This is a genomic window from Chitiniphilus eburneus (genome assembly GCF_005048205.1).
Lineage (GTDB): Bacteria > Pseudomonadota > Gammaproteobacteria > Burkholderiales > Chitinibacteraceae > Chitiniphilus > Chitiniphilus eburneus.
The window spans coordinates 1-22,296 of record NZ_SUMF01000026.1 but is presented as its reverse complement, the minus strand read 5'-3'; the positions used below and the strand labels follow the sequence as shown (position 1 = coordinate 22,296).

Genomic DNA, 22,296 nt, shown 5'->3' with positions numbered 1-22,296 from the left:
CAAGGCGTGTCGAGCGAAGTGGGGTGATCCCCACGAGCGAGGCACAACGCAGCGCTGCGCCGGCCTTCCTCCTTCCCTTCGGGTTGGTCCGTGGGCCGATGTCTGCTTTGTCGCACGGCTTGCAGAGAGGAAGGCTCTCTGCGGCGCCGCGCTTCGCGCAGCCACCCGGCCCACGAACCAACGCATCCCATGTTTGAAGGTCGATTCGCCCTAATGGTGAACCACGGTGCCCACCCGCGCCGGCCCCTGCGAATTCCTCCATTTCGCCCCTGCCGGAGTGCCGTGATGTTTGCCCAGCGTATCGACCGTCTTACTTCATCCCTGGTGCGCGATATCCTCGCCGCCGCCCAACGTCCCGAAGTCATTTCCTTTGCCGGCGGCCTGCCGGCCGACGAAGCCCTGTTTCGGCCCGATGCCACTGCCTTGCAGGCGCTGCCCGATGTCTGGCAGTACGGCCAGAGCGAAGGGGAGTGGGGATTGCGCGAGCTGGTCGCGCAACGGGTGCGGGCGCTGGGGCTGGCCTGTACGCCGGAGCAGGTGCTGATCCTCAATGGCTCGCAGCAGGGGATCGATCTGGTCGCCAAGCTGATGATCGAGCGCGAAACGCCGGTGCTGGTCGAGGCGCCCGCCTATCTGGCCGCATTGCAGGCATTCCGCCTGTTTGGCGCGGAATGCCTGCCGGTGGCGGTCGATCCGCTGGCCGGGGCGGACCTGGCGCAATTCGAGGCGCAGGCCGCGCGGGCGCGGCTGGCGTATCTCACGCCCACCTTCCAGAACCCCAGCGGCTATTGCTATTCGGATGCCGAGCGCGATCGGGTTGCCGCGACGCTGGATCGACACGACGCGGTGTTGTTCGAGGATGACCCTTATCGCGATCTGTCCTACGAAGGCCCGGCCCCGGCGCCCATCGCGGGGCGGCTGCACCGTGCGCGCTGGGTTTACCAGGGTTCGTTCTCCAAGACGCTGTCGCCCGGCCTGCGGCTGGGCTATCTGGTGGCGCATCCCGATCTGATGCCGCCGCTGATCCGGCTGAAGCAGGCGGCCGATCTGCATAGCAACCGGCTGTCGCAACACCTGGTGATGCAGGTGCTGGCGAATGGTGCGCTGGATCGCCACGTCGCCAGCGTACTGCCGCTGTACCGGGCACGGCGCGATGCCATGGATGCGGCGCTACGGCGCCATCTGGGCGGGCATGCCAGTTGGGCCTGCCCGTGGGGCGGCTTGTTCTTCTGGGTGCGGTTGGCCGGCGCGCTGGACACGATGGCGCTGATGCGCGAGGCGCTGCAACGCGATCTGGCATTGATGCCGGGCGAGGCGTTTTTCCAGCAGGCGGCCGGCGCCTCCTATCTGCGGCTCAATTTCAGCCATGCCGCGCCGGAACGCATCGAGGCGGGGATCGCGCGGCTGGCGGAGCTGCTGCGGGAGCAACTGCCCGAGGCTGCCTGAACCTCGGCGTGGCCCATTGAAAAGGCCGGCGATCAGCCGGCCTTTTTCCATCCCGTTCTTAGGGCGTGTCGTCACCTGTTTCACGACAGCGTTCGGTGCAGTTCGGGATGCCGTGAAACAGGTGACGACACGCCCTAGTGCAGATGCCGTGGTTGTTCCGGCGTTTCTTCTTCGGGCAGCTCCGCGTGCAGCACGTCGCCGTCCGGATTGGGATACAGCGGCGAGCCGCAGTCGTCGCAGTAATCCAGCGGAAAATCGTGTTCGTGCACCCGGATTTCGCTGACGCCGATTTCCTTGAGCACAGCTTCGATCTCGCCCACGATGTCGGTGTTTTCGTCCTCGCCATCCAGCAAGGGCCAGACCACGCCATGCAGCACCTGGTCGGAGCCCAGCTTGACGAAGCCCACCCGGTATTCTTCCAGGCGGCGCCCGACGAAGGGGGCGATGGTGGCCTGCAACTGGCGCGCGTCGATATTGAGCGACAGCATCAGGAAGGTGACGGTGGCATGCAGTGAATAGGCGCGCGATTCGCGGTCGGCCTCGCGCCATGCCGCGTGGTAGGCGCCCGGCATGCAGGGTTCCACCGCGCAGCCCGGCAGCAGCGGTTGCAAGGCGGCGCCGCCTTGCTGCGCCCATTGCTTGAAGGCTTCTTCGCGATCGCCGTCTTCTTCCTGCCAGCGGAAGATCGCGCCACCGGCCGGCACCAGCGCGGCGCCGATCAGGTATCGGGTATCGGACAGGAACTGCTTGGTTTCCGGCAGTTCGCGAACGGGCACCTTCAGGCTGCCGCCGCTGAACGCCGCTTCGGCCAGCGCCTGCGTCAGTTCGGCGGTGGGGACAAAGCCACGCGGCAGTTGATCCGGGCTGAACAGATAGTCGGCCAGCGCCACTTTCACGTCGCGGGCCAGTACGTGCGCGCCAAGGTGGACGCGCAGGTTTTGCAGGGCGTCCGCGTTCAGCGTTTCGGAGGGAATCTGCCAGCGGGACCACGCCAGCACCGGGGCGGTGAACAGCAGGACATCCCATGCCGCGCCATTGCGTTCGATGCGCGCGGATTCACAGGCGCCTTCCACGGCGTCGGCCAGGGCGTTGTAAGCGTCCGGGTCATGCTGGCTCAGTTGATCGAGCGCGGCATTGAGCGTGTCTTCGTCGCGCTCCGCGATCAGGCGCGCCACGGCGGCGGAAAGCCGCGCGGCCCAGAAACCGTCTTCCAGCCGGCTGGACGAATCGGCCATGCCTTCGGCCAGTCGTACCAGATCCGCCTCATCGGCCGTGCTGCGTCCACGGCGCGAAGGACGATTGCGCTTGATCATGGCTGCTCCTGCTCTGTTTTCGAAAGATGCGCGATTGTACCGTAGCCGCGTCACCGTCAACCTTGTTCCGGCTTGCCCCGACGCGAGGCGATGCGCTCAGCCGTGGCTGACCGCCAGCACTTCCAGATGCAGCACCCGGCCGTCCGGGGCCGCCCAGTCGATGGTCTGGCCGACCGCAAGCCCCAGCAGCGCGCTGCCGGCGGGGGCCAGCACCGAGATACGGCCGGCGACGATGTCGGCCTCGTGCGGGTAGACGAGGGTATAGGCATGTTCCTGGCCGGTGGCCTGATCGCGAAACCGCGCGGTGCTGCCCATGCTGACCACGTTGGGCGGCAGGGCGGTGGCATCGACGATCTCGGCACGGGCAATTTCCGCTTCCAGCGCATCGATGGCGGGGGTGCGCGTGGTCTGGCGCGCGATCAGGGTTTCCAGGCGTTCCAGGTCGGATTCGGCGAGAACGATGGTCGGTTTCATAGATGCGGGTTCCTTGAAAAAAGAAGAAGGCCGGCTGTGTAGGCCGGCCCTCCGTGATGATGACGGTCGGGTCCGGTCAGGGCGGGGCGAGCACCCGCCCCATGGCACGCGCCTGCTCGCCATAGGCGGCAAGCTGGCCCTGAGGCTGTTCAAGCGGTGCAAAACCGAAACCGCTCCAGAAACGTTCCGCGCCCAATACGGCGATCAGGCGCGCTTCGCGCAGGCCTTCGGCCATGCCCCAGGCCAGCGCGTGCAATACGAGCCGCGCGGCGACCCCGCGCCCTCTGGCGCGCGGGTGTACCGCGAGGTCATGCAGAAAATGCTGATCGGCATTGCTGGGCAATGCCGGCAGCCGGGTATCCAGTTGTGGCAGATGCGCCCCATGCCAGGGATGCGTGAACAGGTAACCCAGCACGCCGTCCGCATCCTCCGCCACCCAGTTCGAACGCGGCGACAAGGCCAGCTTGCGGGCGAACACCGCGCGGCTTTCCAGCCATGCATGCGGGTAGCACTGTGCCTGGATGGCCAAGACGGTATCGAGATCGGATTCCTGGAGCAGGCGAAGCTGCATGGGTATTCAAAAACCTTTCTATCTATTCAGCAAACAAGGGTAGCCCGGATTCGCCGCTCGCGGCAATGGTGGTGTAGCGGATACCATTCCGGCGTTTCCCCATCCGTATCCCATCATGAGTGATAGCCACTGTCTTTCATGCGGCGCTTGCTGCGCGGCGTTTCGCGTCACCTTCGATGTATCCGAACTGGAGGGCGAGGGCGGTTGCGTGCCCGATGGCCTGGCTGATCGCGAAACCACAACGCTGGCGCGGCTCAAAGGCACGGACTATGCCCGGCCACGCTGCCTCGCGCTGGTGGGCGAGATCGGGGTCGCTGTCCGTTGCGGTATCTATGCGGAGCGCCCCGGCCCCTGCCGGGAGTTTGCGCCACTGGCAGAGGTCGGCGTGTTTGGCACGGCGTGCAATCGGGCGCGGGCGCGTCATGGCCTGCCTCCGCTGGGGGCCGGGGACTGATCGTCACCGGTCGCCTGCGGGGCCGCCCTCGCGATGCCGTGCCGGCTACGCCCCAATGAAAAACGGCGCGTAAACGCGCCGTTTTCGTCACTGCCGGATTGCGCGATCAGCCTTGATAGCGGCTGCCATTGCCACGCGGCTGACCGTCGTGGTGGTGCGAATCGCGGCGCTGGCCGTCACGGTGACCATCGCGGCTGTACGACGACTTGCCATAGGGCTTGTCGCTACGCGAATCGCCGGACTTGCCTGCGAAACGGTCTTCACGCGGCGCGCGGTTGAATTCGCGCGGCTGGCCTTCGTGGGACTGGTGTCCGTAGGGCTTCTGCTGGCGATCCTCGTAGCTGCGCGGCTGTTGCGAGCGAGCCTGGAAGCCTTCGCGCGGTGCGCGTTCGAACTGGCGTTCGCCACCTTCGTTCTGCGCATACGGGCGGTCGGTGCGCGGCGCGCGCTGATCGTGATCGCGCCCCTTCCAGCCGCCGCCACCCTGGCCGGTACGCGGCTTGTTGCCGGCGTAGCCGCCCGGCTTGCGGGCACCACGGTCGCCTTGCGGGCGGCCCTGGCCGGGCTTGAAGCGCGCTTCCAGACCTTCCAGTTCCAGTTGTTCGAACTTCACTTCATAACGACGGCTGATCCGGGTGTAGGCGCCGAAGTCGTTCTTGGTGACCAGCGAGATGGCCGAGCCCTTGCGGCCCGCGCGGCCGGTGCGGCCGATGCGGTGGATATAGTCTTCGGCGAACTTGGGCAGGTCGAAATTCAGCACCTGGCCGATGCCGGCCACGTCGATGCCACGGGCGGCCACGTCGGTGGCGACCAGGACATCGATTTCGCTGCGACGCAGGCGATCGAGCACCTTGCGGCGCACGCGCTGTTGCAGGTCGCCGTGCATGGCGTCGGCCTTGATGCCTTCCAGGCGCAGCCAGTCGGCGATGCTGTCGGCGTCGGCCTTGGTGGCGACGAAAACGATGGATTGGGTCTCGGTGGCCGATTGCAGCAGCGCGGCGGTCAGCTTGAGCTTGTGTTCGTAACCGTCGGCCCAGTGCACGGCTTGTTGCACGTTGGCGGTCGGCAGGCCTTGCGGTGCCAGTTCGACCTTGCGCGGGTCCTTCAGCATCGGCGCGGCGAAGCGTTGTACCGCTTCGGACAGCGTGGCGGAGAACAACGCGGTCTGACGATTTTGCGGCAGTTGGGCGACGATGGCTTCCACTTCGTCGATGAAGCCCATGTCCAGCATGCGGTCGGCTTCGTCCAGCACCAGCAGTTCAAGGCGGCGGAAATCGATCCGGCCGCTGCGCATCAGGTCGGTCAGGCGGCCCGGGGTGGCGACCAGCACTTCGAGCGGCAGCGCGAGTTCGCGATGTTGAACCGGGTACGGAACGCCGCCGGTGATGGTGACGACCTTGCAGCGCTGGGTGCTGCGTGCATAGGTGATGGCCACCTTGGACACCTGTTCGGCCAGCTCGCGAGTGGGGGTGAGCACCAGCACGCGGGGGCCCTTGCCATGATGGGTGGCGGGGCGGGACAGGCGGTTGAGCGCGGGGAGCAGGAACGCGGCGGTCTTGCCGGTGCCGGTCTGGGCGGAGGCCATCAGATCATGGCCTTCCTGCAGCACGGGGATAGCCTGGGCCTGGACCGGCGTGGGCTCGGTGATGCCTTGCTTGTTCAGTTCGCGGACGAGTTCGGTGGAAAGGCCGAGCGCAGCAAAGCCGCACTCGCCCTGGATCGGGTGAGTCATGCAGTAATTCCTCGGTTAGGCGCGTAATGGCGCGGGGCATCGACGCTAACCGGGACAACCGCAACACACGCCTGCATGGAACCAGGCTCGAAACCGCGGAAAAGGCTAGAGGCGATGAATCAAATTTATCGCCAGCCATGGGTTGGCTCGACGAAGGTGCGGATTATCCATACATCCGCATTGCGTTGCAACAAGTTTATGATTTTTCGTAAAAAGTGCGGCAGCCGTGGTGTGGCGGAGGGCGAACCGGATGTTCGCCGGTTATTGCTGAACCGCCATCTCCGTGCCGAGGCGGCCATCGGTGAGATGCAGGACGCGCTGGCAGCGGCCGGCGAGATCGGGATCGTGCGTGACCAGCACGAAGGCGGTGTTCAATTGCGCATTGAGTTGCATCATCAGCGCGAACACCGCGTCCGCGGTACCGCGATCCAGGTTGCCGGTCGGTTCGTCGGCCAGCACGCAGTCCGGCCGGGTGACCAGGGCGCGGGCGATGGCGGCGCGCTGGCGTTCTCCGCCGGACAGCTCGCCCGGCTTGTGCTCCAGGCGATGGCCCAGGCCCACCTGGGACAGCATGTCCCGCGCGGCGGCAAAGGCCTGCGGCCGGTCCATGCGTCGGATCAACAGCGGCATGGCCACGTTTTCCACCGCGCTGAATTCCGGCAGCAGGTGATGAAACTGATAGACAAAGCCGAGGTGCCGGTTGCGCAGCGCGCCGCGTTGCTGTTCTCCCAGGCGGAACGGATCGCTGCCCAGCAGGCTGATCGAGCCGGCGCTGGGCTGGTCGAGTGCGCCGAGGCAATGCAGCAAGGTGGATTTGCCCGAGCCGGAGGCGCCGACGATGGCCACGGTTTCACCCGCTGCGAGCGTGAAGTCGATCCCGGACAGCACGGGTGTATCCAGCTTGCCGCTGCGGTAGGTCTTGCCCAGGCCCTGGGCGTTCAGGATGAGTTCACTCATAGCGCAGTGCTTCCACCGGGTTCACGCGTGACGCCCGCCAACTGGGGTAGAGGGTGGCGAGCAGCGCCAGCAGCAACGAAATGCCCGCAATGGTGCCGACGTCGGACCATTCCACCCGCGATGGCAGTTCGGTGATGAGGTAGACATCGGGCGAGAGGATGTGGAACCCGAGCACCTTTTCGATCAGCGGAACGATCACATCCAGGTTGAGCGCGACCAGCACGCCGCCCGCCACGCCGGCCAGCGTGCCGACGCAGCCGGAAATCGCGCCCTGCACCACGAAGATTTTCATGATGGAGAACGGCGAGGCGCCCAGCGTGCGCAGGATGGCGATATCCGCCTGCTTGTCGGTGACGACCATGACCAGCGTGGATACGAGGTTGAAGGCGGCCACGGCGACGATCAACGTCAGGATGATGAACATCATGCGTTTTTCGATTTCCACCGCGCGGAAGTACGTGGGGTTTTCCTGGGTCCAGTCGCTGGCCAGGATGCCGGGCATGGCGTCCACCAGCGTGCGCGCAACGGCGCGCGCGTTGAACAGATCGTCCAGCTTGAGGCGGATGCCGGAGACCGAGTCGCCGGTACGGAACAGCTTCTGGGCGTCGCTGAGGTCGATCAGGCCCAGGCCGGCGTCGTAGGGGTAGTAGTCGGCGCGGAACAGGCCGGCCACGGTGAACTGGCGAAAGCGGGGGACCAGGCCGGCCGGCGTCACCTGGCCTTGCGGGGTGATCAGCGTGACCTTGTCGCCCGGCTGCACGCCCAGTTCGGCGGCCAGTTGCCAGCCGAGGATGATGTTGAACCGCCCGGGTTGCAGGTGATCCAGGCTGCCGCCGATGATGTTGCGGGTGACCTCGGAAACCCCGGGTTCCAGCTTGGGATCGATGCCGCGGATCAGGGTGCCACGCACCTGGCCGCTGTAGTTGAGCAGGCCCTGGCCGGATACGAAGGGGGCCGCCGCCTTGACATGTTCGAGCTTCAAGGCCGGATCGGCCACGTTGCGCCAGTGCGCCAGCGTGCCACCGGGGCCGGTGACCTGGACGTGCGACGCCATGCCCAGGATGCGACTGCGCACTTCCTCCTGGAAGCCGTTCATCACGGACAGCACGATGATCAGGGCGGCCACGCCCAGGGCGATGCCGAGGATGGAGACCAGCGAAATGAACGAGATGAAGCCGTTGCGACGTTTGGCGCGCGTATATCGCAGGCCGATCAACAGTTCGTACATGGATTACCGAGGGTAGGCAAAGGCGCCGCGAGTGTAGCACGCGACCTGCGGCGTCAGGGGAGGGTGGCCGGAGTGAAAGATTCCATTGTCACGCCGGCGTGGCACTCAACAGGTGAAGAGTCCGCGGGCGCGAAATTGTTCCCGGACCCGTTCCGCCAGCTCGGTGCTGGGGGCGGGCGTATCGCTGAGTTCATATTTCAGCCCCAGTTCCTTCCACTTGGGCTCGCCCATCTTGTGGAAGGGCAGCACCTCGACGCGCTCGATACAGCCCGGCGCGCGTTCCGACAATGATTTCACGTAGTCGGCGTGGCGCTCGACATCGTTCCAGTCGTCGGTCCAGCCAGGGACCAGCACATAACGAATCCACATGTGCTTGCGCATGGCGACCAGGCGCTCGGCGAAATCCAGCGTGGGTTGCAGTGGCTTGGAGGTCAGCGCTTCGTGTTTGGCGGGGTCGATGTGCTTGATGTCCAGCAGCACCAGGTCCACCGGGTCGAACCAGTCGTCCGGCAGGTGGGCGGCCAGGAAGCCCTGGGTATCGAGGGCGGTGTGCAGGCCGTATTCCTTCTTGACCCGATAGAACACTTCGCGCACGAAGTGCGCCTGCATCAATGGCTCGCCACCGCTGATGGTCAGCCCGCCGGCAAACTTGAGGAAGCGTGCGTACTTGCCGATTTCGGCAACGACATCGTCCACCGGGCGCGGGGCGCCGTTATGCAGCTTCCAGGTGTCCGGGTTGTGGCAGTACAGGCAGCGGAACTGGCAGCCGGATACGAACAGCACGAAGCGGACGCCGGGGCCATCGACGGCGGCGCCGGTTTCCACGGAATGGACAAATCCGCACAGCCGGCCGTTTTCGTCCACCACGGCGGGAGGAATATCGCCCAGTGGTTTGGCGATGTCGTTCATGTTGGCTCCAGATGGAAAAAAGGGCGGTCGATGCCGCCCTTTGTTTTTCAGCTTAGCTGGTTGCTTGCTGCTTGCCTTATGAACCGCTGGTCCCGACGCCAGCCGGGACCAGCCTGTTGCATCAGGCGTGGACGTGGAAGGTCCGGTTGATCACATCCAGTTGCTGTTCGCGGGTCAGCTTGATGAAGTTGACCGCGTAGCCCGACACGCGGATGGTCAGTTGCGGATAGCGATCCGGGTGATCCATGGCATCCAGCAGCGTTTCGCGGTTGAGCACGTTGACGTTGATATGGAAGCCCGTGGCACCGCAGAAGCCGTCCAGGCAGTTGGCCAGGTTGTTGACCCGGTCCACCAGGGTGTGGCCCAGGGCATCCGGCGTGGCCGAGGCTGTCCAGCTGATGCCGTCCAGCGCGGCTTCGTACGGCAGCTTGGCCACCGAGGCGCCTGCCGCCACAAAGCCGGAGCTGTCGCGGCCGTTCATGGGGTTGGCACCCGGTGCGAACGGTTCGCCGGCACGGCGGCCATCCGGTGTGTTGCCGGTCTTCTTGCCGTACACCACGTTGGAGGTGATGGTCAGGATCGACTGGGTCGGCAGCGCGTTGCGGTAGGTCTTGTGGCTGCGCACCTTGTTCATGAAGCGTTCGGTCAGATCGACGGCGATCGAATCCACGCGGTCATCGTTGTTGCCGAATGCCGGGTATTCGCCTTCGATCTCGAAGTCCACCGCCACGCCTTGTTCGTTGCGGATGGTCTTCACCTTGGCGTACTTGATGGCCGACAGCGAATCCGCCGCCACCGACAGGCCGGCGATGCCGCAGGCCATGGTGCGCAGGATGTCGCGGTCATGCAGCGCCATTTCGATGCGTTCGTACGAGTACTTGTCGTGCATGTAGTGGATGGCGTTCAGTGCCTTGATGTAGGTCTTGGCCAGCCAATCCATCATCTTGTCGAACTTGGCATCGACTTCCGCGTAGTCCAGGTACTCGGACTTGATCGGCTCGAAGCCCGGCACCACCAGCTTGCCGCTCTTTTCGTCGACGCCGCCATTGATGGCGTACAGCATGGCCTTGGCCAGGTTGCAGCGGGCGCCGAAGAACTGCATCTGCTTGCCGATTTCCATTGCCGACACGCAGCAGGCGATGCCGTAGTCGTCGCCCCAGTGCGGGCGCATCGCGTCGTCGGATTCGTACTGGATGGAACTGGTTTCGATCGACACCTTGGCGGCGAAGTCCTTGAAGCCCTTGGGCAGGCCGGTGGACCACAGCACGGTGAGGTTGGGTTCGGGCGCCGGGCCCAGGTTGAACAGGGTGTTCAGGAAACGGAAGCTGTTCTTGGTGACCAGCGTGCGGCCATCCTTGCCCATGCCGGCGATGGATTCGGTCACCCAGGTGGGGTCGCCCGAATACAGGCTGTTGTATTCCTCGGTGCGCAGGAAGCGGACGATCCGCAGCTTGATGACGAGGTCGTCGACCATTTCCTGGGCTTCGGATTCGGTGATCCGGCCTTCTTGCAGGTCACGCTCGACGTAGACATCCAGGAAGGTGGAAATCCGGCCGATCGACATGGCGGCGCCGTTCTGTTCCTTCACGGCGGCGAGGTAGCCGAAGTAGGTCCACTGGATGGCTTCCTGCGCGGTGGCGGCGGGGCGACCGATGTCGAAGCCGTAGCTGGCGGCCATTTCCTTCAGCTCGCCCAGCGCGCGGATCTGTTCGGACAACTCTTCGCGCAGGCGGATCACGTCTTCGGTGAAGTCGAAGTCGTCGGTCTCAGCCTTTTCGGCATTCTTGAATTTGACCAGCGCATCGATGCCGTACAGGGCAACGCGGCGATAGTCGCCGATGATGCGGCCACGGCCATAGGCATCGGGCAGGCCGGTGATGACGCCGGAAGAACGGCAGGCGCGGATCAGCGGGTTGTAGATGTCGAACACCCCGGAGTTGTGATCCTTGCGATAGAGCCGGTAGGTTTCCTCGATCTTGGGATCGAGCGTGCGGCCGATTTCCTCGAGCGAGGATTCGACCATGCGCAGGCCGGTATTCGGGAAGATGGCGCGCTTGAGCGGCGCATCGGTCTGGACGCCGACGATCTTTTCCAGGCTCTGGTCGATATAGCCAGGGCCGAAGGCGTTGATGCGCGTGCCACGGTCGGCGGCAACGTCGAGCACCTGACCGGGCGATTGACGTTCCTGTTTAAGCAGATTGGACAGCTTGTCCCACAAGGTCTTGGTGCGCTCGGTGGCTTGAGCGAGAAACTGGTCGTCACCGGTATAAGGGGTGTAGTTGAGCTGGATGAAATCGCGGACGGCTACCTTATCCTGCCATTCTCCAGTCTTGAAGCCACGCCAGGCTTCCAACTGTTGTTCGCCCATACGGGTTTCCGGTGCGTTCATGGTGATGCTCCTCGTGGGATTATGCGTGGGATGATCGCAAGGCCGCCCTGGTCGGGGCAGCCTGCTGAACTGCTTGGGATGGAGAAGAGCTTAGCACTCGATTCCTTCTCTATCCGCCCAAATTTCTACGCAAATCATAGGCCTAGCAATTGCACGAGGCATTGACCCGTATCAATTTATCCGCCCGGTGGCGCAGGTATACTCTTTGCCCGCTGGCAAAGGGCTCCGGGTGGTATCGGTAGGGCCATCTGGTCGGTTCAGGCAATGGATTGCAACAAAAAAGCCACGATCGCTGTCGTGGCTTTTTTGTTGTCCGCGCGGCGGGCGCAAGCCCGGCGGGTTCGGTGCATTTCGGGCGCCGCGCGGCGTCCCCGGCCGCTTGCGGTATCCATACCGCCGCGCGTCCAACTCCTGGCACGGCATCCCGAACTGCACCGAACGCTGTCGTGAAACAGGTGACGAAGCGTCTTAGAGCAGATGCTTGATGGCGTCGCGCTCTTCCGACAGTTCCTTGGCGCTGGCATCCATGCGGGCGCGGCTGAACTCGCTGATTTCCAGGCCCTGAATGATGCTGTACTTGCCATCCTTGCAGGTGACCGGGTAACCGTAGATCAGGTCGCTGTAGCCGTATTCGCCATTGGCGGGAACGCCCATGGTGACCCAGTCGCCTTCCGGGGTGCCCAGCACCCAGTTGCGGATATGGTCGATGGCGGCATTGGCGGCGGAGGCGGCGGAGGACAGGCCGCGTGCCTTGATGATGGCGGCGCCGCGCTGTTGCACGGTCGGGATGAATTCCGATTCCAGCCATTGCTGGTTGTTGATCAGCTGGGCCGCGTTCTGGCCCTTGACCTCGGCGTGGAAGATGTCCGGGTACTGGGTGGAGGAGTGATTGCCCCAGATGGTGAGCTTTTTCACTTCGGTCACGGCAACGCCGGTCTTCTGCGCCACTTGCGTCAGGGCACGGTTGTGGTCGAGGCGCATCATCGCGGTGAAGTTGGCGGGATTCAGGTCCGGCGCATTCTTCATGGCGATATAGGCATTGGTGTTGGCCGGGTTGCCGACCACCAGCACCTTCACGTCACGGCTGGCCACTTCGTTCAGTGCCTTGCCCTGGATGGTGAAGATGGCGCCGTTGGCTTCCAGCAGATCCTTGCGCTCCATGCCCGGGCCGCGGGGGCGGGCGCCGACCAGCAGGGCGATATCCGCATCCTTGAAGGCCACTTTCGGATCGTCGCTCTGGACGATGCCGGCCAGCAGCGGGAACGCGCAATCGTCCAGTTCCATCACCACGCCATTGAGCGCGGGCAGGCTGGGGGTGATGTCCAGGAGCTGGAGGATCACCGGCTGATCCGGGCCGAGCATGGCGCCGGAGGCGATGCGGAACAGCAGGCTGTAGCCAATCTGGCCGGCGGCACCCGTGACGGCGACGCGAACAGGTTTCTTCATTGTGTAACTCCGAGTTGTACGTGTGGCGGTTGTCACGCCCGGGACGACTACGGCAGGACGCACCTGAGTGGCCCTGCGCGAGATTCGATGTGGTGCAGTGCGGGCGAAGTCTATCACGCAAGGCGCTGGATGTAAGAGGGCGAGCCGCTTTGCGGCGATGTTCCGGCCATGGTCTTTTGTCTTATATAAGACTGTAGTGGACTCCCCTCCGGCAACATGATTTAATGGCGCCCACATGGCCAAACTCTCTCAGTTGCCGCTCTATCGTCAGGTGATGCGCGAGGTTCTTGCCGAGATTCAGGCAGGGGCCTGGCGGGAAGAAGAAGCATTGCCCAGCGAGATCGATCTTGGCGCACGTTTCGGTGTGAGCCAGGGCACCGTACGCAAGGCGCTGGACGAGCTGGTGGTCGAAGGGGTGTTGCAGCGCCGGCAGGGGGTGGGCACGTTTGTCACGGGCGTGCGCGATTATCTCGCGGAAGCGGGGTTTTCCTCGCTGACCGGCGATGGCGCGATGGCCCCCAGTTTCGAGTTGCTGGGCTGTGTGAAGATCCATGCCGGCGAGGCGCTGGCGGAAATGCTGGGTCTGCGGCGCGGCGCCACGCTGTGGCAGGTGCGCCGGTTGATCCGTTTGCAGGGCAGGCTGATCGGGCTGGAGGAGATGCTGCTGCCCGAGGCGCAGTTTCCGGTGCTGGAGGTTCGCCGTATCCGCGAACTGAAATGCAACCTGCGCGCGCTGTGCTGGCTCGATTTCGGGGTTCGGCTCAAGGATGGCGATCTGCGTTTGCGCGCGGTGGGCGCCAGCGCGGTGGAAGCGAAGTTGTTGCAGGTGGAGCTGAACGAGCCGCTGCTGCAACTGGTGCGGCTGGCACGCGATTTCGATGGTCGCCCGCAGATGTGGAGCGTGGCGTGGATTCGTACCGAGCAGGTGGCTTTCGAGCCGCCGCCGGGTGGTACGGGATGACGTCAATGGGGATCGGCGCAGTATGCGGCGGTGCACCAAGGTTTGTTAAGATTCGAAATTTATCCGGCTCGTGTGACGGGTTGGGCGAAGAAGGGCCAGCCGGTTCGGTTTGGCGAAGACTTAGTGAAAAGGAAGCGCGTATGAGCAAAACACGCCCCAAGCATCTGGCACTGTGGAACATCAGTTTCCCGTTGCCTGCCATCGTCTCCGGGCTGCACCGGATCAGTGGCGCCCTTTTGTCCCTGGCCATTCCCTTCGTGCTGTATGCCCTGGCCGGTACGCTGTCGTCGGCGGAGCGTTTCGAGGCCTTCCGTGCCTGTATCGCCCATCCGGTGATCAAGCTGGCCTTGCTGGTGGTGTTGTGGGCCTTCCTGCATCACGCCTGTGCCGGCATCCGCTTCCTGCTCATGGATATCCATAAGGGCGTGGACCTGCCGACGGCGCGTCTGACCGCCAGGATCGTCCTGGCCGTGAGCCTGGTTCTGACTGCTGTGATCGGGGTGGTGGCATGGTAAATCGTCAAGTCGTCGGCGCGCACTATGGTCTGCGCGACTGGTTGGTGCAGCGCGTCACCGCCGTCATCATGCTGGTCTACGCGGTCGGCATCGTCGCCTTCCTGCTGCTGGCTTCCGATGCCGGCTATGCAGCCTGGCAGCAACTGTTTTCCTGTACCTGGGTGAAGGTTCTGACCACGGTCACCGTCGCCGCGTTGCTGTGGCACGCCTGGGTGGGGTTGCGCGATATCTGGATGGATTACGTCCAGCCGGTCGGGCTGCGCCTGACGCTGCACGTGCTGACCATCCTGTGGCTGGTCGCCAGCTTTATCTATTCGATTCATGTTGTGTGGGGTGCGTGATGGCGGTTCCTGTTCGTAAATTCGATGCGGTGATCGTCGGTGCGGGCGGTGCTGGCCTGCGTGCAGCCCTGCAATTGTCCGAAGCCGGCCTGAAGACGGCCGTGCTGTCCAAGGTGTTTCCGACCCGCTCGCATACCGTGGCGGCGCAGGGCGGCGTCTCCGCCTCGCTGGGCAACTCCGAGCCGGATCACTGGCACTGGCATATGTACGACACCGTGAAGGGGTCGGACTGGCTGGGCGACCAGGACGCCATCGAGTTCATGTGCCGCGAGGCGCCGAATGTCGTGGTCGAGCTGGAACACTTCGGCATGCCGTTCGACCGCAATGCCGACGGCACCATCTACCAGCGCCCCTTCGGCGGGCACATGTCCAACTTCGGCGAAAAGCCGGTGCGCCGCGCGTGCGCCGCCGCCGACCGGACCGGCCACGCCATGCTGCACGCGCTGTACCAGCGCAACGTACGCGCCAACACCCAGTTCTTCGTCGAATGGATGGCGCTGGATCTGGTGCGCGACGAACAAGGCAATGTCCAGGGCGTGGTGGCGATGGAAATGGAGACCTCCGAGGTCTACGTGTTCCAGGCCAAGGCCACCCTGTTCGCCACCGGCGGCGCCGGGCGCATCTTCGCTTCGTCCACCAACGCCTTCATCAACACCGGCGACGGCCTGGGCATGGCGGCGCGCGCGGGTATTCCGCTGGAAGACATGGAGTTCTGGCAGTTCCACCCCACCGGCGTGGCCGGTGCCGGCGTGCTGATCACCGAAGGCGTGCGCGGTGAAGGCGGTATCCTGCGCAACAGCGCGGGCGAACGCTTCATGGAGCGCTATGCGCCCAACGCCAAGGATCTGGCCAGTCGCGACGTGGTGTCGCGCGCCATGGTCACCGAGATCAACGAAGGTCGCGGCTGCGGTCCCCACAAGGATCACGTGCTGCTCGACATCACCCACCTGGACCCGGAAGTCATCAAGTCCAAGCTGCCGGGCATTCGCGAAATCTCGATCAAGTTCGCCGGGGTCGATCCGATCAAGGCGCCGATCCCCGTCGTGCCGACCTGCCACTACCAGATGGGTGGCATCCCGACCAATTATCGCGGCGAGGTCGTGGTCCACGACCAGGTGGTGCCGGGCTTCTATGCCGCCGGCGAAGTGGCCTGTGCCTCGGTGCACGGCGCCAACCGCCTGGGTACCAATTCGTTGCTCGACCTGCTGGTGTTCGGCAAGAGTTCGGGCAATTCGATGATCGAATACATCAAGACCGCGCCCAAGGACCTGCCGCCGCTGGCCACCGCCGACGTCGATCGCTCGCTGGCGCGCGTCGCCCGCCTGGACGGCCAGCAGAACGGCACGCCGGTGGAATCCGCCCGCGCCGCGATGCAACGCACCATGCAGAACCACTGCGGCGTGTTCCGTTTCAAGGACATGCTCAAGGAAGGCGTGGAGAAAATCCTGGAAGTCGAAGCGATGGTCAGGACCATCGAGATCGCCGACAAATCCAGGACCTTCAATACCGCGCGCCTGGAAGCGCTGGAACTGGAAAACCTGATCGAAGTGGCCAAGGCGACGATGATCTCCGCCGAGGCGCGCACCGAATCGCGCGGCGCGCACGTGCGGGACGACGCGGCGGATACGCCCGAGCACCCGAATGGCCGCGACGACGAAAACTGGCTCAAGCACACCCTGTGGTACCGCGACGCCAACCGCCTCGATTACAAGCCGGTGAATCTCAAGCCCCTGTCGGTCGAGACCATCGCGCTGAAGACCCGCTCCTACTGAGGGGAATGCATCAATGACTACCCGTACCGTCAAGTTCAGCATCTACCGCTTCGATCCGGAAAAGGACGCGAAGCCGTACATGAAGGATTACACCGTCGACCTCGGCCCCTCCGACCACAAGCTGCTGGACGCGCTGGTCAAGCTGAAGGTGGTGGACGATTCCGTCTCGTTCCGCCGCTCCTGCCGCGAGGGCGTCTGCGGCTCGGACGCGATGAACATCAATGGTCGCAATGGCCTGGCCTGCGTGACCAACATCGATGATCTGAAGCAGCCGATCCAGATTCGCCCATTGCCCGGCCTGCCGGTGATCCGCGACCTGATCGTGGACATGACCCAGTTCTTCAAGCAGTACCACTCGATCAAGCCCTACGTGGTGAACGACACCCCGGCGCCCGATCGCGAGCGCCTGCAAAGCCAGGAAGACCGCAAGGAGCTGGACGGCCTGTACGAGTGCATCCTCTGTGCGTGCTGCTCGACGTCCTGTCCTTCTTTCTGGTGGAACCCCGACAAGTTCGTCGGCCCGGCCGGCCTGCTGGCGGCGTACCGCTTCATTGCCGATACGCGCGATACGGCCACCAACGAGCGCCTGGACAACCTGGAAGACCCGTACCGCCTGTTCCGCTGCCACACCATCATGAACTGCGTGGACGTGTGCCCCAAGGAGCTGAACCCGACCAAGGCCATTGGCAAGATCAAGGACCTGATGGTCAAGCGGATGGCCTGATCGCAGGGCGGCGCTGCCGCCCTTGCAAACCCGCCGCCGCCATGGGGCGGCGCGGGAACACAGCGCCCAGGCGCGAGGTGAGTGAATTGGACGAGGTCGAACTCAAACGCATCATCTGGCGCTCGCGCCGTGGATTGCTGGAACTCGATCTGCAACTGGAGCGTTTCGTCAGCGAAGCGCTGCCTCAACTGAACGAAGCGGATCTGCTGCTGTATCGCGAGCTGCTGCAATTGCCCGACAACGACCTGCTCGATTATCTCAACGGCCGGTCGCCATGCCCGACCCCTCGATTGCTGCCGATCATCGAGCGGATACGGGCGGCACAACGATGAATCGATATTCGGCCGAGGCCGGAGTTTTTACCCAGGAGCCCAAAAGGATGGAAAACAAAGTCACCCTGACTTACAACGGCGGCCAGAGCATCGAGCTGCCGGTTTTGCCGGGTACGCTCGGTCCCAGCGTGGTCGATATCCGCGCTTTCTCCAAGACCGGCATGTTCACCTTCGACCCGGGTTTCCTGGCCACTTCGGCCTGCGAATCGAAGATCACCTTCATCGACGGCGATGAGGGCCAGCTCTATTACCGTGGCTATCCGATCGAGCAGCTCGCCAAGGAATCCGACTACCTGGAAACCTGCTACCTGCTGATCTACGGCGAACTGCCCACGCGCGCGCAGCGCGAGGAGTTCGAGCACACCGTGATGAAGCACACCATGGTGCACGACCAGCTCACCCGCTTCTTCAACGGTTTCCGTCGCGATGCCCATCCGATGGCCATGATGGTCGGCGTCACCGGCGCGCTGTCGGCGTTCTACCAGGACAGCCTGGACATCAACAACGCCGAGCACCGCAAGGTGGCGATCTATCGCCTGATCTCCAAGATCCCGACCATTGCCGCGATGTGCTACCGCTACACCCAGGGTCTGCCGTTCAACTACCCGAAGAACGACCTGGGCTATACCGCCAACTTCCTGCACATGATGTTCGCCACCCCGTGCGAGCCGTACGAGCCGAACCCGGTGCTGGTGCGCGCGCTGGATCGCATCTTCACCCTGCACGCCGACCACGAGCAGAACGCTTCCACCTCGACGGTGCGCCTGGCCGGCTCGTCGGGCGCCAACCCGTTCGCCTGCATCGCCGCCGGCATCGCCTGCCTGTGGGGGCCGTCGCATGGCGGCGCCAACGAAGCCGTGCTGAAGATGCTGGACGAAATCGGCTCGGTGGATAACGTGCCGGCGTTCATGGAAGGCGTGAAGGCCAAGACCCACAAGCTGATGGGCTTCGGTCACCGCGTCTACAAGAACATGGACCCCCGCGCCGCCATCATGCGCGAGACCTGCTACGAGGTGCTGAAGGAACTGGGCCTGGAGAACGACCCCAAGCTCAAGCTCGCCATGGCGCTGGAAAAGATCGCGCTGGAGGATTCGTACTTCATCGAGCGCAAGCTTTACCCGAACGTGGACTTCTACTCCGGCATCGTGCTGACCGCGCTGGGCATCCCGGTGTCGATGTTCACCGTGATCTTCGCGCTGGCCCGCACCGTGGGCTGGATCAGCCACTGGAACGAGATGATCTCCGATCCGGGCATGAAGATCGGCCGTCCGCGCCAGCTTTACACTGGCTCGCCGCGTCGCGACTACGTCCCGTCCGGCGACCGCTGATCCGGCATCGACCACGACGACGCCATCGCCAAGCACGGTGGCGCGACAAGGGGGCGGCGGATGCCGCCCCGGCATTACCCAGGGATTGCTCAAAGACAGGTTGCAGCCGGACCGGCGGGCCGGCTGAAGGATAAGCCCCGCATCATGATGAAAGAACTGGAAATGAACTCCTACCTCTTTGGTGGGAATGCCCCGTTCGTCGAGGAACTGTACGAACAGTACCTGGCCGACCCCGCGTCGGTGACCGCGCAATGGCGCGATTACTTCGACAAGCTGCAACAGGCCAGCGGGGGCCCGGCACGCGACGTGCCGCGCGCGCCGATCGAGGAATCGTTCATCCGGCTGGCGCGCCAGCCGCGCCTGGCCGCCGTGCGCGATGTGGCGGCCGAGCGCGAAAGCAGCCGCAAGCAGGTTGGCGTGCTGCGCCTGGTCAATGCCTACCGGCTAATGGGTAGCCGCGCCGCCGATCTCGATCCGCTCAAGCGCATGGACATGGCGCCGGTGCCCGAGCTGGACCTCGCCCAGTACGATCTGTCCGATGCCGACATGGCCGTGCAGTTCAATTGCGGCAACCTCGTCGGCCCGGAAAACGCACCGCTGTCCGACATCGTCGGCCGGCTGCGTCGCATCTATTGCGGCAACTTCGGCATCGAGTTCATGCATATCACCAACACGGAGCAGCGCCTGTGGATTCAGGACTACTTCGAGTCGGTGCAATCCACGCCGTCGTTCAGCGCTGAGCAGAAGAAGCGCATGCTCAAGCAGGTGACCGCCGCCGAAACGATGGAGCAGTACCTGCACCGCAAGTACGTCGGCCAGAAGCGCTTCTCGCTGGAAGGCGGCGAGAGCTTCATTGCCGCCATGGATACCCTGGTGCAGGGCGCCGGGCGCGACGGCGTGCAGGAAATGGTCATCGGCATGGCGCACCGTGGCCGCCTGAACGTGCTGGTCAACACGCTGGGCAAGCTGCCGCGTGATCTCTTCAGCGAATTCGAAGGCCGTCCGACCACCGATCTGCCGTCGGGCGACGTGAAGTACCACAACGGTTTTTCGGCCGACATTCCCACCCCGGGCGGCCCGATCCACCTGTCGCTGGCATTCAACCCGTCCCACCTGGAGATCGTGAACCCGGTGGTCGAAGGCTCGGTGCGCGCGCGTCAGCAGCGCCGTGGCGACAAGGCGGGCGAGCAGGTGCTGCCGGTGCTGGTGCACGGCGACTCCGCCTTCATTGGCCTGGGCACCAACCAGGGCACGTTCAACCTGTCGCAAACGCGCGGTTACGGCACCGGCGGTACCACGCACATCGTCATCAACAACCAGGTCGGCTTCACCACCTCCGACCCGCGCGACAACCGTTCGACGCTGTACTGTACCGACATCGCCAAGATGGTCGAGGCGCCGATCTTCCACGTGAACGGCGACGATCCCGAGGCCGTGTGCTTCGCCATCGAAGCCGCACTGGCATTCCGCAAGCGCTTCCGCAAGGACGTGGTGGTCGATATCGTCTGTTTCCGCAAGCACGGCCACAACGAGGCAGACGATCCGTATGTGACCCAGCCGATGATGTACCGCAAGATCGCGGCGCATCCGGGCGTGCGCAAGAAGTACGCCGATCGACTGATCGCCGAAGGCGTGGTGTCGGCCGAAGAGGCCGACGGCATGATCCAGGCCTATCGCGCCGCGCTGGATCGCGGCGAACATGTCGAGCAGACCTCGCTCACCGACTACAAGCGTAACTTCGCCATCGATTTCTCCCGCTACATGGGCAATCACTGGCGCCACCCGGTGACCACCAGCGTCGCGCATGCCGATCTGAGCCGCCTGGCCGAGACGTTCACCAGCGTGCCGGAAGGCTTCAAGCTGCGCACCACGGTGGAGAAGGTGATCAACGAACGCCGCGAAATGGTCGCCGGCAATGTCGGGGTCGACTGGGGCATGGCAGAGCACCTGGCCTACGCCACCTTGCTCACCGAAGGCTACGCGGTGCGCATCTCCGGCGAGGATTCCGGTCGCGGCACCTTCAACCATCGCCATGCGGTGCTGCACGACCAGAACCGCGAGCGCTGGGACCAGGGTGTCTACATCCCGTTGCAGCATATCTCCGAGAACCAGTCGCACTTCCTGGTGATCGACTCCATCCTCAACGAAGAAGCAGTGCTGGCGTTCGAATACGGCTACGCCTCGTCGGCGCCCGACGAACTGGTGATCTGGGAGGCGCAGTTCGGCGACTTCGCCAACGGCGCGCAGGTGGTGATCGACCAGTTCATCACCTCCGGCGAAACCAAGTGGGGCCGTCTGTGCGGCCTGACCATGATGCTGCCGCACGGCTATGACGGCATGGGCCCGGAGCACTCGTCCGCCCGCGTCGAGCGTTACCTGCAACTGTGTGCCGAGCACAACGTCCAGGTGGTGCAGCCGACCGAAGCCAGCCAGATTTTCCATGTGCTGCGTCGGCAGATGGTCCGCCCGGTGCGCAAGCCGCTGATCATCATCATGAGCAAGCGCCTGTTGAAGGCCAAGGTATCCGCCAGCCCGATCGAGCAGTTCGTCAGCGGCGAATTCTGCAACGTGATCGGCGACGCGGCCGGCCTGGACGCCAAGAAGGTGAAGCGCGTGCTGGTCTGCGCCGGCCAGGTCTATTACGACCTCGACAACGCCCGCCGCGAACGCGACATCAAGGACATCGCCATCGTCCGCATCGAGCAGCTCTATCCGTTCCCGACGGAGGAATTGCAGGCGGAGATCGCCAAGTATCCCAACGCCCGCGAAGTGATGTGGGTGCAGGAGGAACCGCGCAACCAGGGTGCGTGGCACCAGATCCGCCACCGCCTGGAAGGGGTGACGAGTCCGAAGCAGACCCTGAAGTACGCAGGCCGGCAATCGTCCGCGTCGCCGGCGGTGGGCTACATGAGCAAGCATACCGCGCAGCTCAAGGCCTTCCTCGACGAGGCGATGACGCTTTAATCCAACGCGGCAGACAGGTGTCTGCCGCGTCTTGTCGCAAGCAAGAACCGCTTGGAGATTTTCCCGATGATCATTGAAATCAAAGTCCCGCAACTGCCCGAATCGGTATCCGAAGCCACGCTGCTGGGCTGGAAGAAAAAAGTGGGCGAAGCCATTGCCCGCGACGAAAACCTGATCGATATCGAGACCGACAAGGTCGTGCTGGAGATTCCCGCGCCGCAAGCCGGCGTGGTGGTGTCCATCGTCAAGCAGGAAGGCGATTCCGTCGTCAGCGACGAAGTGATCGCCACCATCGATACCGATGCCAAGGTCGGTGCCGGTGCGCCTGCCGCGGCGCCGGCGCCCGCCGCCGCCACGCCGTCGCAGGAAGTGCAGCGTGTGGAAGCCGCGGCCAAGGCCGCTGGCGTCGAAGCGTCCGCCGTCGGCTACGGCACCGCCGT

Annotated in this window: 20 protein-coding genes; 11 read left to right on the top strand and 9 right to left on the bottom strand. The window is 64.2% G+C overall.

Annotated features, from left to right (window positions below):
• Positions 1-285: 285 nt before the first annotated feature.
• Positions 286-1,446: an aminotransferase-like domain-containing protein gene (locus FAZ21_RS16125; protein ID WP_136774473.1), complete on the top strand. Its 1,161-nt coding sequence runs from the start codon at positions 286-288 to the stop codon at positions 1,444-1,446.
• Positions 1,447-1,580: 134 nt separating this feature from the next.
• Here FAZ21_RS16125 and FAZ21_RS16120 read toward each other — a convergent pair whose 3' ends face one another.
• The 3 genes from FAZ21_RS16120 to FAZ21_RS16110 all read right to left on the bottom strand — a co-directional run bounded on the left by FAZ21_RS16120 (position 1,581) and on the right by FAZ21_RS16110 (position 3,804).
• Entirely contained in the window at positions 1,581-2,759 is a 1,179-nt protein-coding gene (locus tag FAZ21_RS16120) for a DUF2863 family protein (protein WP_136774472.1), read from the bottom strand.
• Between the two features lie 96 nt (positions 2,760-2,855).
• The gene (rnk, locus tag FAZ21_RS16115) at positions 2,856-3,233 is read right to left on the bottom strand and encodes a nucleoside diphosphate kinase regulator (protein ID WP_136774471.1); all 378 of its coding nucleotides are present in this window, start codon (positions 3,231-3,233) and stop codon (positions 2,856-2,858) included.
• A gap of 76 nt (positions 3,234-3,309) precedes the next feature.
• Positions 3,310-3,804, bottom strand: a complete 495-nt coding sequence (locus FAZ21_RS16110) for a GNAT family N-acetyltransferase (protein WP_136774470.1) — start codon at positions 3,802-3,804, stop codon at positions 3,310-3,312.
• A gap of 115 nt (positions 3,805-3,919) precedes the next feature.
• Between FAZ21_RS16110 and FAZ21_RS16105 the strand changes: the two genes are divergently transcribed.
• Entirely contained in the window at positions 3,920-4,258 is a 339-nt protein-coding gene (locus tag FAZ21_RS16105; protein WP_136774469.1) for a YkgJ family cysteine cluster protein, read from the top strand.
• Between the two features lie 106 nt (positions 4,259-4,364).
• Here the strand turns inward: FAZ21_RS16105 and FAZ21_RS16100 are convergent, their stop codons facing one another.
• The 6 genes from FAZ21_RS16100 to FAZ21_RS16075 form a co-directional block, all read right to left on the bottom strand.
• On the bottom strand, positions 4,365-5,990 hold the full coding sequence (locus tag FAZ21_RS16100; protein WP_136774468.1) for a DEAD/DEAH box helicase: 1,626 nt from the start codon (positions 5,988-5,990) through the stop codon (positions 4,365-4,367).
• A 261-nt stretch (positions 5,991-6,251) separates the two neighbouring features.
• On the bottom strand, positions 6,252-6,947 hold the full coding sequence (gene lolD, locus FAZ21_RS16095) for a lipoprotein-releasing ABC transporter ATP-binding protein LolD (RefSeq protein ID WP_136774467.1): 696 nt from the start codon (positions 6,945-6,947) through the stop codon (positions 6,252-6,254).
• The gene (locus FAZ21_RS16090) at positions 6,940-8,175 is read right to left on the bottom strand and encodes a lipoprotein-releasing ABC transporter permease subunit (protein WP_136774466.1); all 1,236 of its coding nucleotides are present in this window, start codon (positions 8,173-8,175) and stop codon (positions 6,940-6,942) included. Before FAZ21_RS16090 ends, lolD begins: the two co-directional genes overlap by 8 nt.
• 105 nt (positions 8,176-8,280) lie before the next feature.
• Positions 8,281-9,084 (bottom strand): pyruvate formate-lyase-activating protein, encoded by an 804-nt coding sequence (gene pflA, locus FAZ21_RS16085; protein ID WP_136774465.1) that lies wholly within the window; start codon positions 9,082-9,084, stop codon positions 8,281-8,283.
• A 121-nt stretch (positions 9,085-9,205) separates the two neighbouring features.
• The gene (gene pflB, locus FAZ21_RS16080) at positions 9,206-11,473 is read right to left on the bottom strand and encodes a formate C-acetyltransferase (RefSeq protein WP_246038710.1); all 2,268 of its coding nucleotides are present in this window, start codon (positions 11,471-11,473) and stop codon (positions 9,206-9,208) included.
• Between the two features lie 468 nt (positions 11,474-11,941).
• Positions 11,942-12,919, bottom strand: coding sequence for a malate dehydrogenase (locus FAZ21_RS16075; RefSeq protein ID WP_136774464.1), 978 nt, complete (start codon positions 12,917-12,919; stop codon positions 11,942-11,944).
• A gap of 235 nt (positions 12,920-13,154) precedes the next feature.
• Between FAZ21_RS16075 and FAZ21_RS16070 the strand changes: the two genes are divergently transcribed.
• The 9 genes from FAZ21_RS16070 to FAZ21_RS16030 all read left to right on the top strand — a co-directional run.
• Entirely contained in the window at positions 13,155-13,880 is a 726-nt protein-coding gene (locus FAZ21_RS16070; protein WP_136774463.1) for a GntR family transcriptional regulator, read from the top strand.
• 140 nt (positions 13,881-14,020) lie between these two features.
• Positions 14,021-14,395 carry a succinate dehydrogenase, cytochrome b556 subunit gene (gene sdhC, locus FAZ21_RS16065; protein WP_136774462.1) on the top strand — a complete coding sequence of 125 codons (375 nt, stop codon included), beginning with the start codon at positions 14,021-14,023 and terminating at the stop codon, positions 14,393-14,395.
• Complete coding sequence (gene sdhD / locus FAZ21_RS16060; protein WP_136774461.1) at positions 14,389-14,736, top strand: succinate dehydrogenase, hydrophobic membrane anchor protein; 348 nt, start codon at positions 14,389-14,391, stop codon at positions 14,734-14,736. The genes sdhC and sdhD overlap by 7 nt, the downstream gene beginning before the upstream one ends.
• A complete protein-coding gene (sdhA, locus tag FAZ21_RS16055) occupies positions 14,736-16,508 on the top strand; it encodes a succinate dehydrogenase flavoprotein subunit (RefSeq protein WP_136774460.1) in 1,773 nt (590 codons plus the stop codon). The genes sdhD and sdhA overlap by 1 nt, the downstream gene beginning before the upstream one ends.
• 13 nt (positions 16,509-16,521) lie before the next feature.
• A complete protein-coding gene (locus FAZ21_RS16050) occupies positions 16,522-17,232 on the top strand; it encodes a succinate dehydrogenase iron-sulfur subunit (RefSeq protein WP_136774459.1) in 711 nt (236 codons plus the stop codon).
• Between the two features lie 77 nt (positions 17,233-17,309).
• A complete protein-coding gene (locus tag FAZ21_RS16045) occupies positions 17,310-17,564 on the top strand; it encodes an FAD assembly factor SdhE (RefSeq protein ID WP_136774458.1) in 255 nt (84 codons plus the stop codon).
• Between the two features lie 47 nt (positions 17,565-17,611).
• A complete protein-coding gene (gene gltA / locus FAZ21_RS16040; protein WP_136774457.1) occupies positions 17,612-18,892 on the top strand; it encodes a citrate synthase in 1,281 nt (426 codons plus the stop codon).
• Between the two features lie 144 nt (positions 18,893-19,036).
• Positions 19,037-21,856: a 2-oxoglutarate dehydrogenase E1 component gene (locus FAZ21_RS16035; protein WP_136774456.1), complete on the top strand. Its 2,820-nt coding sequence runs from the start codon at positions 19,037-19,039 to the stop codon at positions 21,854-21,856.
• Positions 21,857-21,922: 66 nt separating this feature from the next.
• The coding region (locus FAZ21_RS16030) for a biotin/lipoyl-containing protein (RefSeq protein ID WP_308418439.1) at positions 21,923-22,296 on the top strand (374 nt) is incomplete at its 3' end.

Excerpts from the sequence above, each read along its gene's own strand:
- FAZ21_RS16125 (WP_136774473.1), top strand. The coding sequence starts at position 286 with ATGTTTGCCCAGCGTATCGACCGTCTTACTTCATCCCTGGTGCGCGAT.
- FAZ21_RS16120 (WP_136774472.1), bottom strand. The coding sequence starts at position 2,759 with ATGATCAAGCGCAATCGTCCTTCGCGCCGTGGACGCAGCACGGCCGAT.
- rnk (WP_136774471.1), bottom strand. The coding sequence starts at position 3,233 with ATGAAACCGACCATCGTTCTCGCCGAATCCGACCTGGAACGCCTGGAA.
- FAZ21_RS16110 (WP_136774470.1), bottom strand. The coding sequence starts at position 3,804 with ATGCAGCTTCGCCTGCTCCAGGAATCCGATCTCGATACCGTCTTGGCC.
- FAZ21_RS16105 (WP_136774469.1), top strand. The coding sequence starts at position 3,920 with ATGAGTGATAGCCACTGTCTTTCATGCGGCGCTTGCTGCGCGGCGTTT.
- FAZ21_RS16100 (WP_136774468.1), bottom strand. The coding sequence starts at position 5,990 with ATGACTCACCCGATCCAGGGCGAGTGCGGCTTTGCTGCGCTCGGCCTT.
- lolD (WP_136774467.1), bottom strand. The coding sequence starts at position 6,947 with ATGAGTGAACTCATCCTGAACGCCCAGGGCCTGGGCAAGACCTACCGC.
- FAZ21_RS16090 (WP_136774466.1), bottom strand. The coding sequence starts at position 8,175 with ATGTACGAACTGTTGATCGGCCTGCGATATACGCGCGCCAAACGTCGC.
- pflA (WP_136774465.1), bottom strand. The coding sequence starts at position 9,084 with ATGAACGACATCGCCAAACCACTGGGCGATATTCCTCCCGCCGTGGTG.
- pflB (WP_246038710.1), bottom strand. The coding sequence starts at position 11,473 with ATGAACGCACCGGAAACCCGTATGGGCGAACAACAGTTGGAAGCCTGG.
- FAZ21_RS16075 (WP_136774464.1), bottom strand. The coding sequence starts at position 12,919 with ATGAAGAAACCTGTTCGCGTCGCCGTCACGGGTGCCGCCGGCCAGATT.
- FAZ21_RS16070 (WP_136774463.1), top strand. The coding sequence starts at position 13,155 with ATGGCCAAACTCTCTCAGTTGCCGCTCTATCGTCAGGTGATGCGCGAG.
- sdhC (WP_136774462.1), top strand. The coding sequence starts at position 14,021 with ATGAGCAAAACACGCCCCAAGCATCTGGCACTGTGGAACATCAGTTTC.
- sdhD (WP_136774461.1), top strand. The coding sequence starts at position 14,389 with ATGGTAAATCGTCAAGTCGTCGGCGCGCACTATGGTCTGCGCGACTGG.
- sdhA (WP_136774460.1), top strand. The coding sequence starts at position 14,736 with ATGGCGGTTCCTGTTCGTAAATTCGATGCGGTGATCGTCGGTGCGGGC.
- FAZ21_RS16050 (WP_136774459.1), top strand. The coding sequence starts at position 16,522 with ATGACTACCCGTACCGTCAAGTTCAGCATCTACCGCTTCGATCCGGAA.
- gltA (WP_136774457.1), top strand. The coding sequence starts at position 17,612 with ATGGAAAACAAAGTCACCCTGACTTACAACGGCGGCCAGAGCATCGAG.
- FAZ21_RS16035 (WP_136774456.1), top strand. The coding sequence starts at position 19,037 with ATGATGAAAGAACTGGAAATGAACTCCTACCTCTTTGGTGGGAATGCC.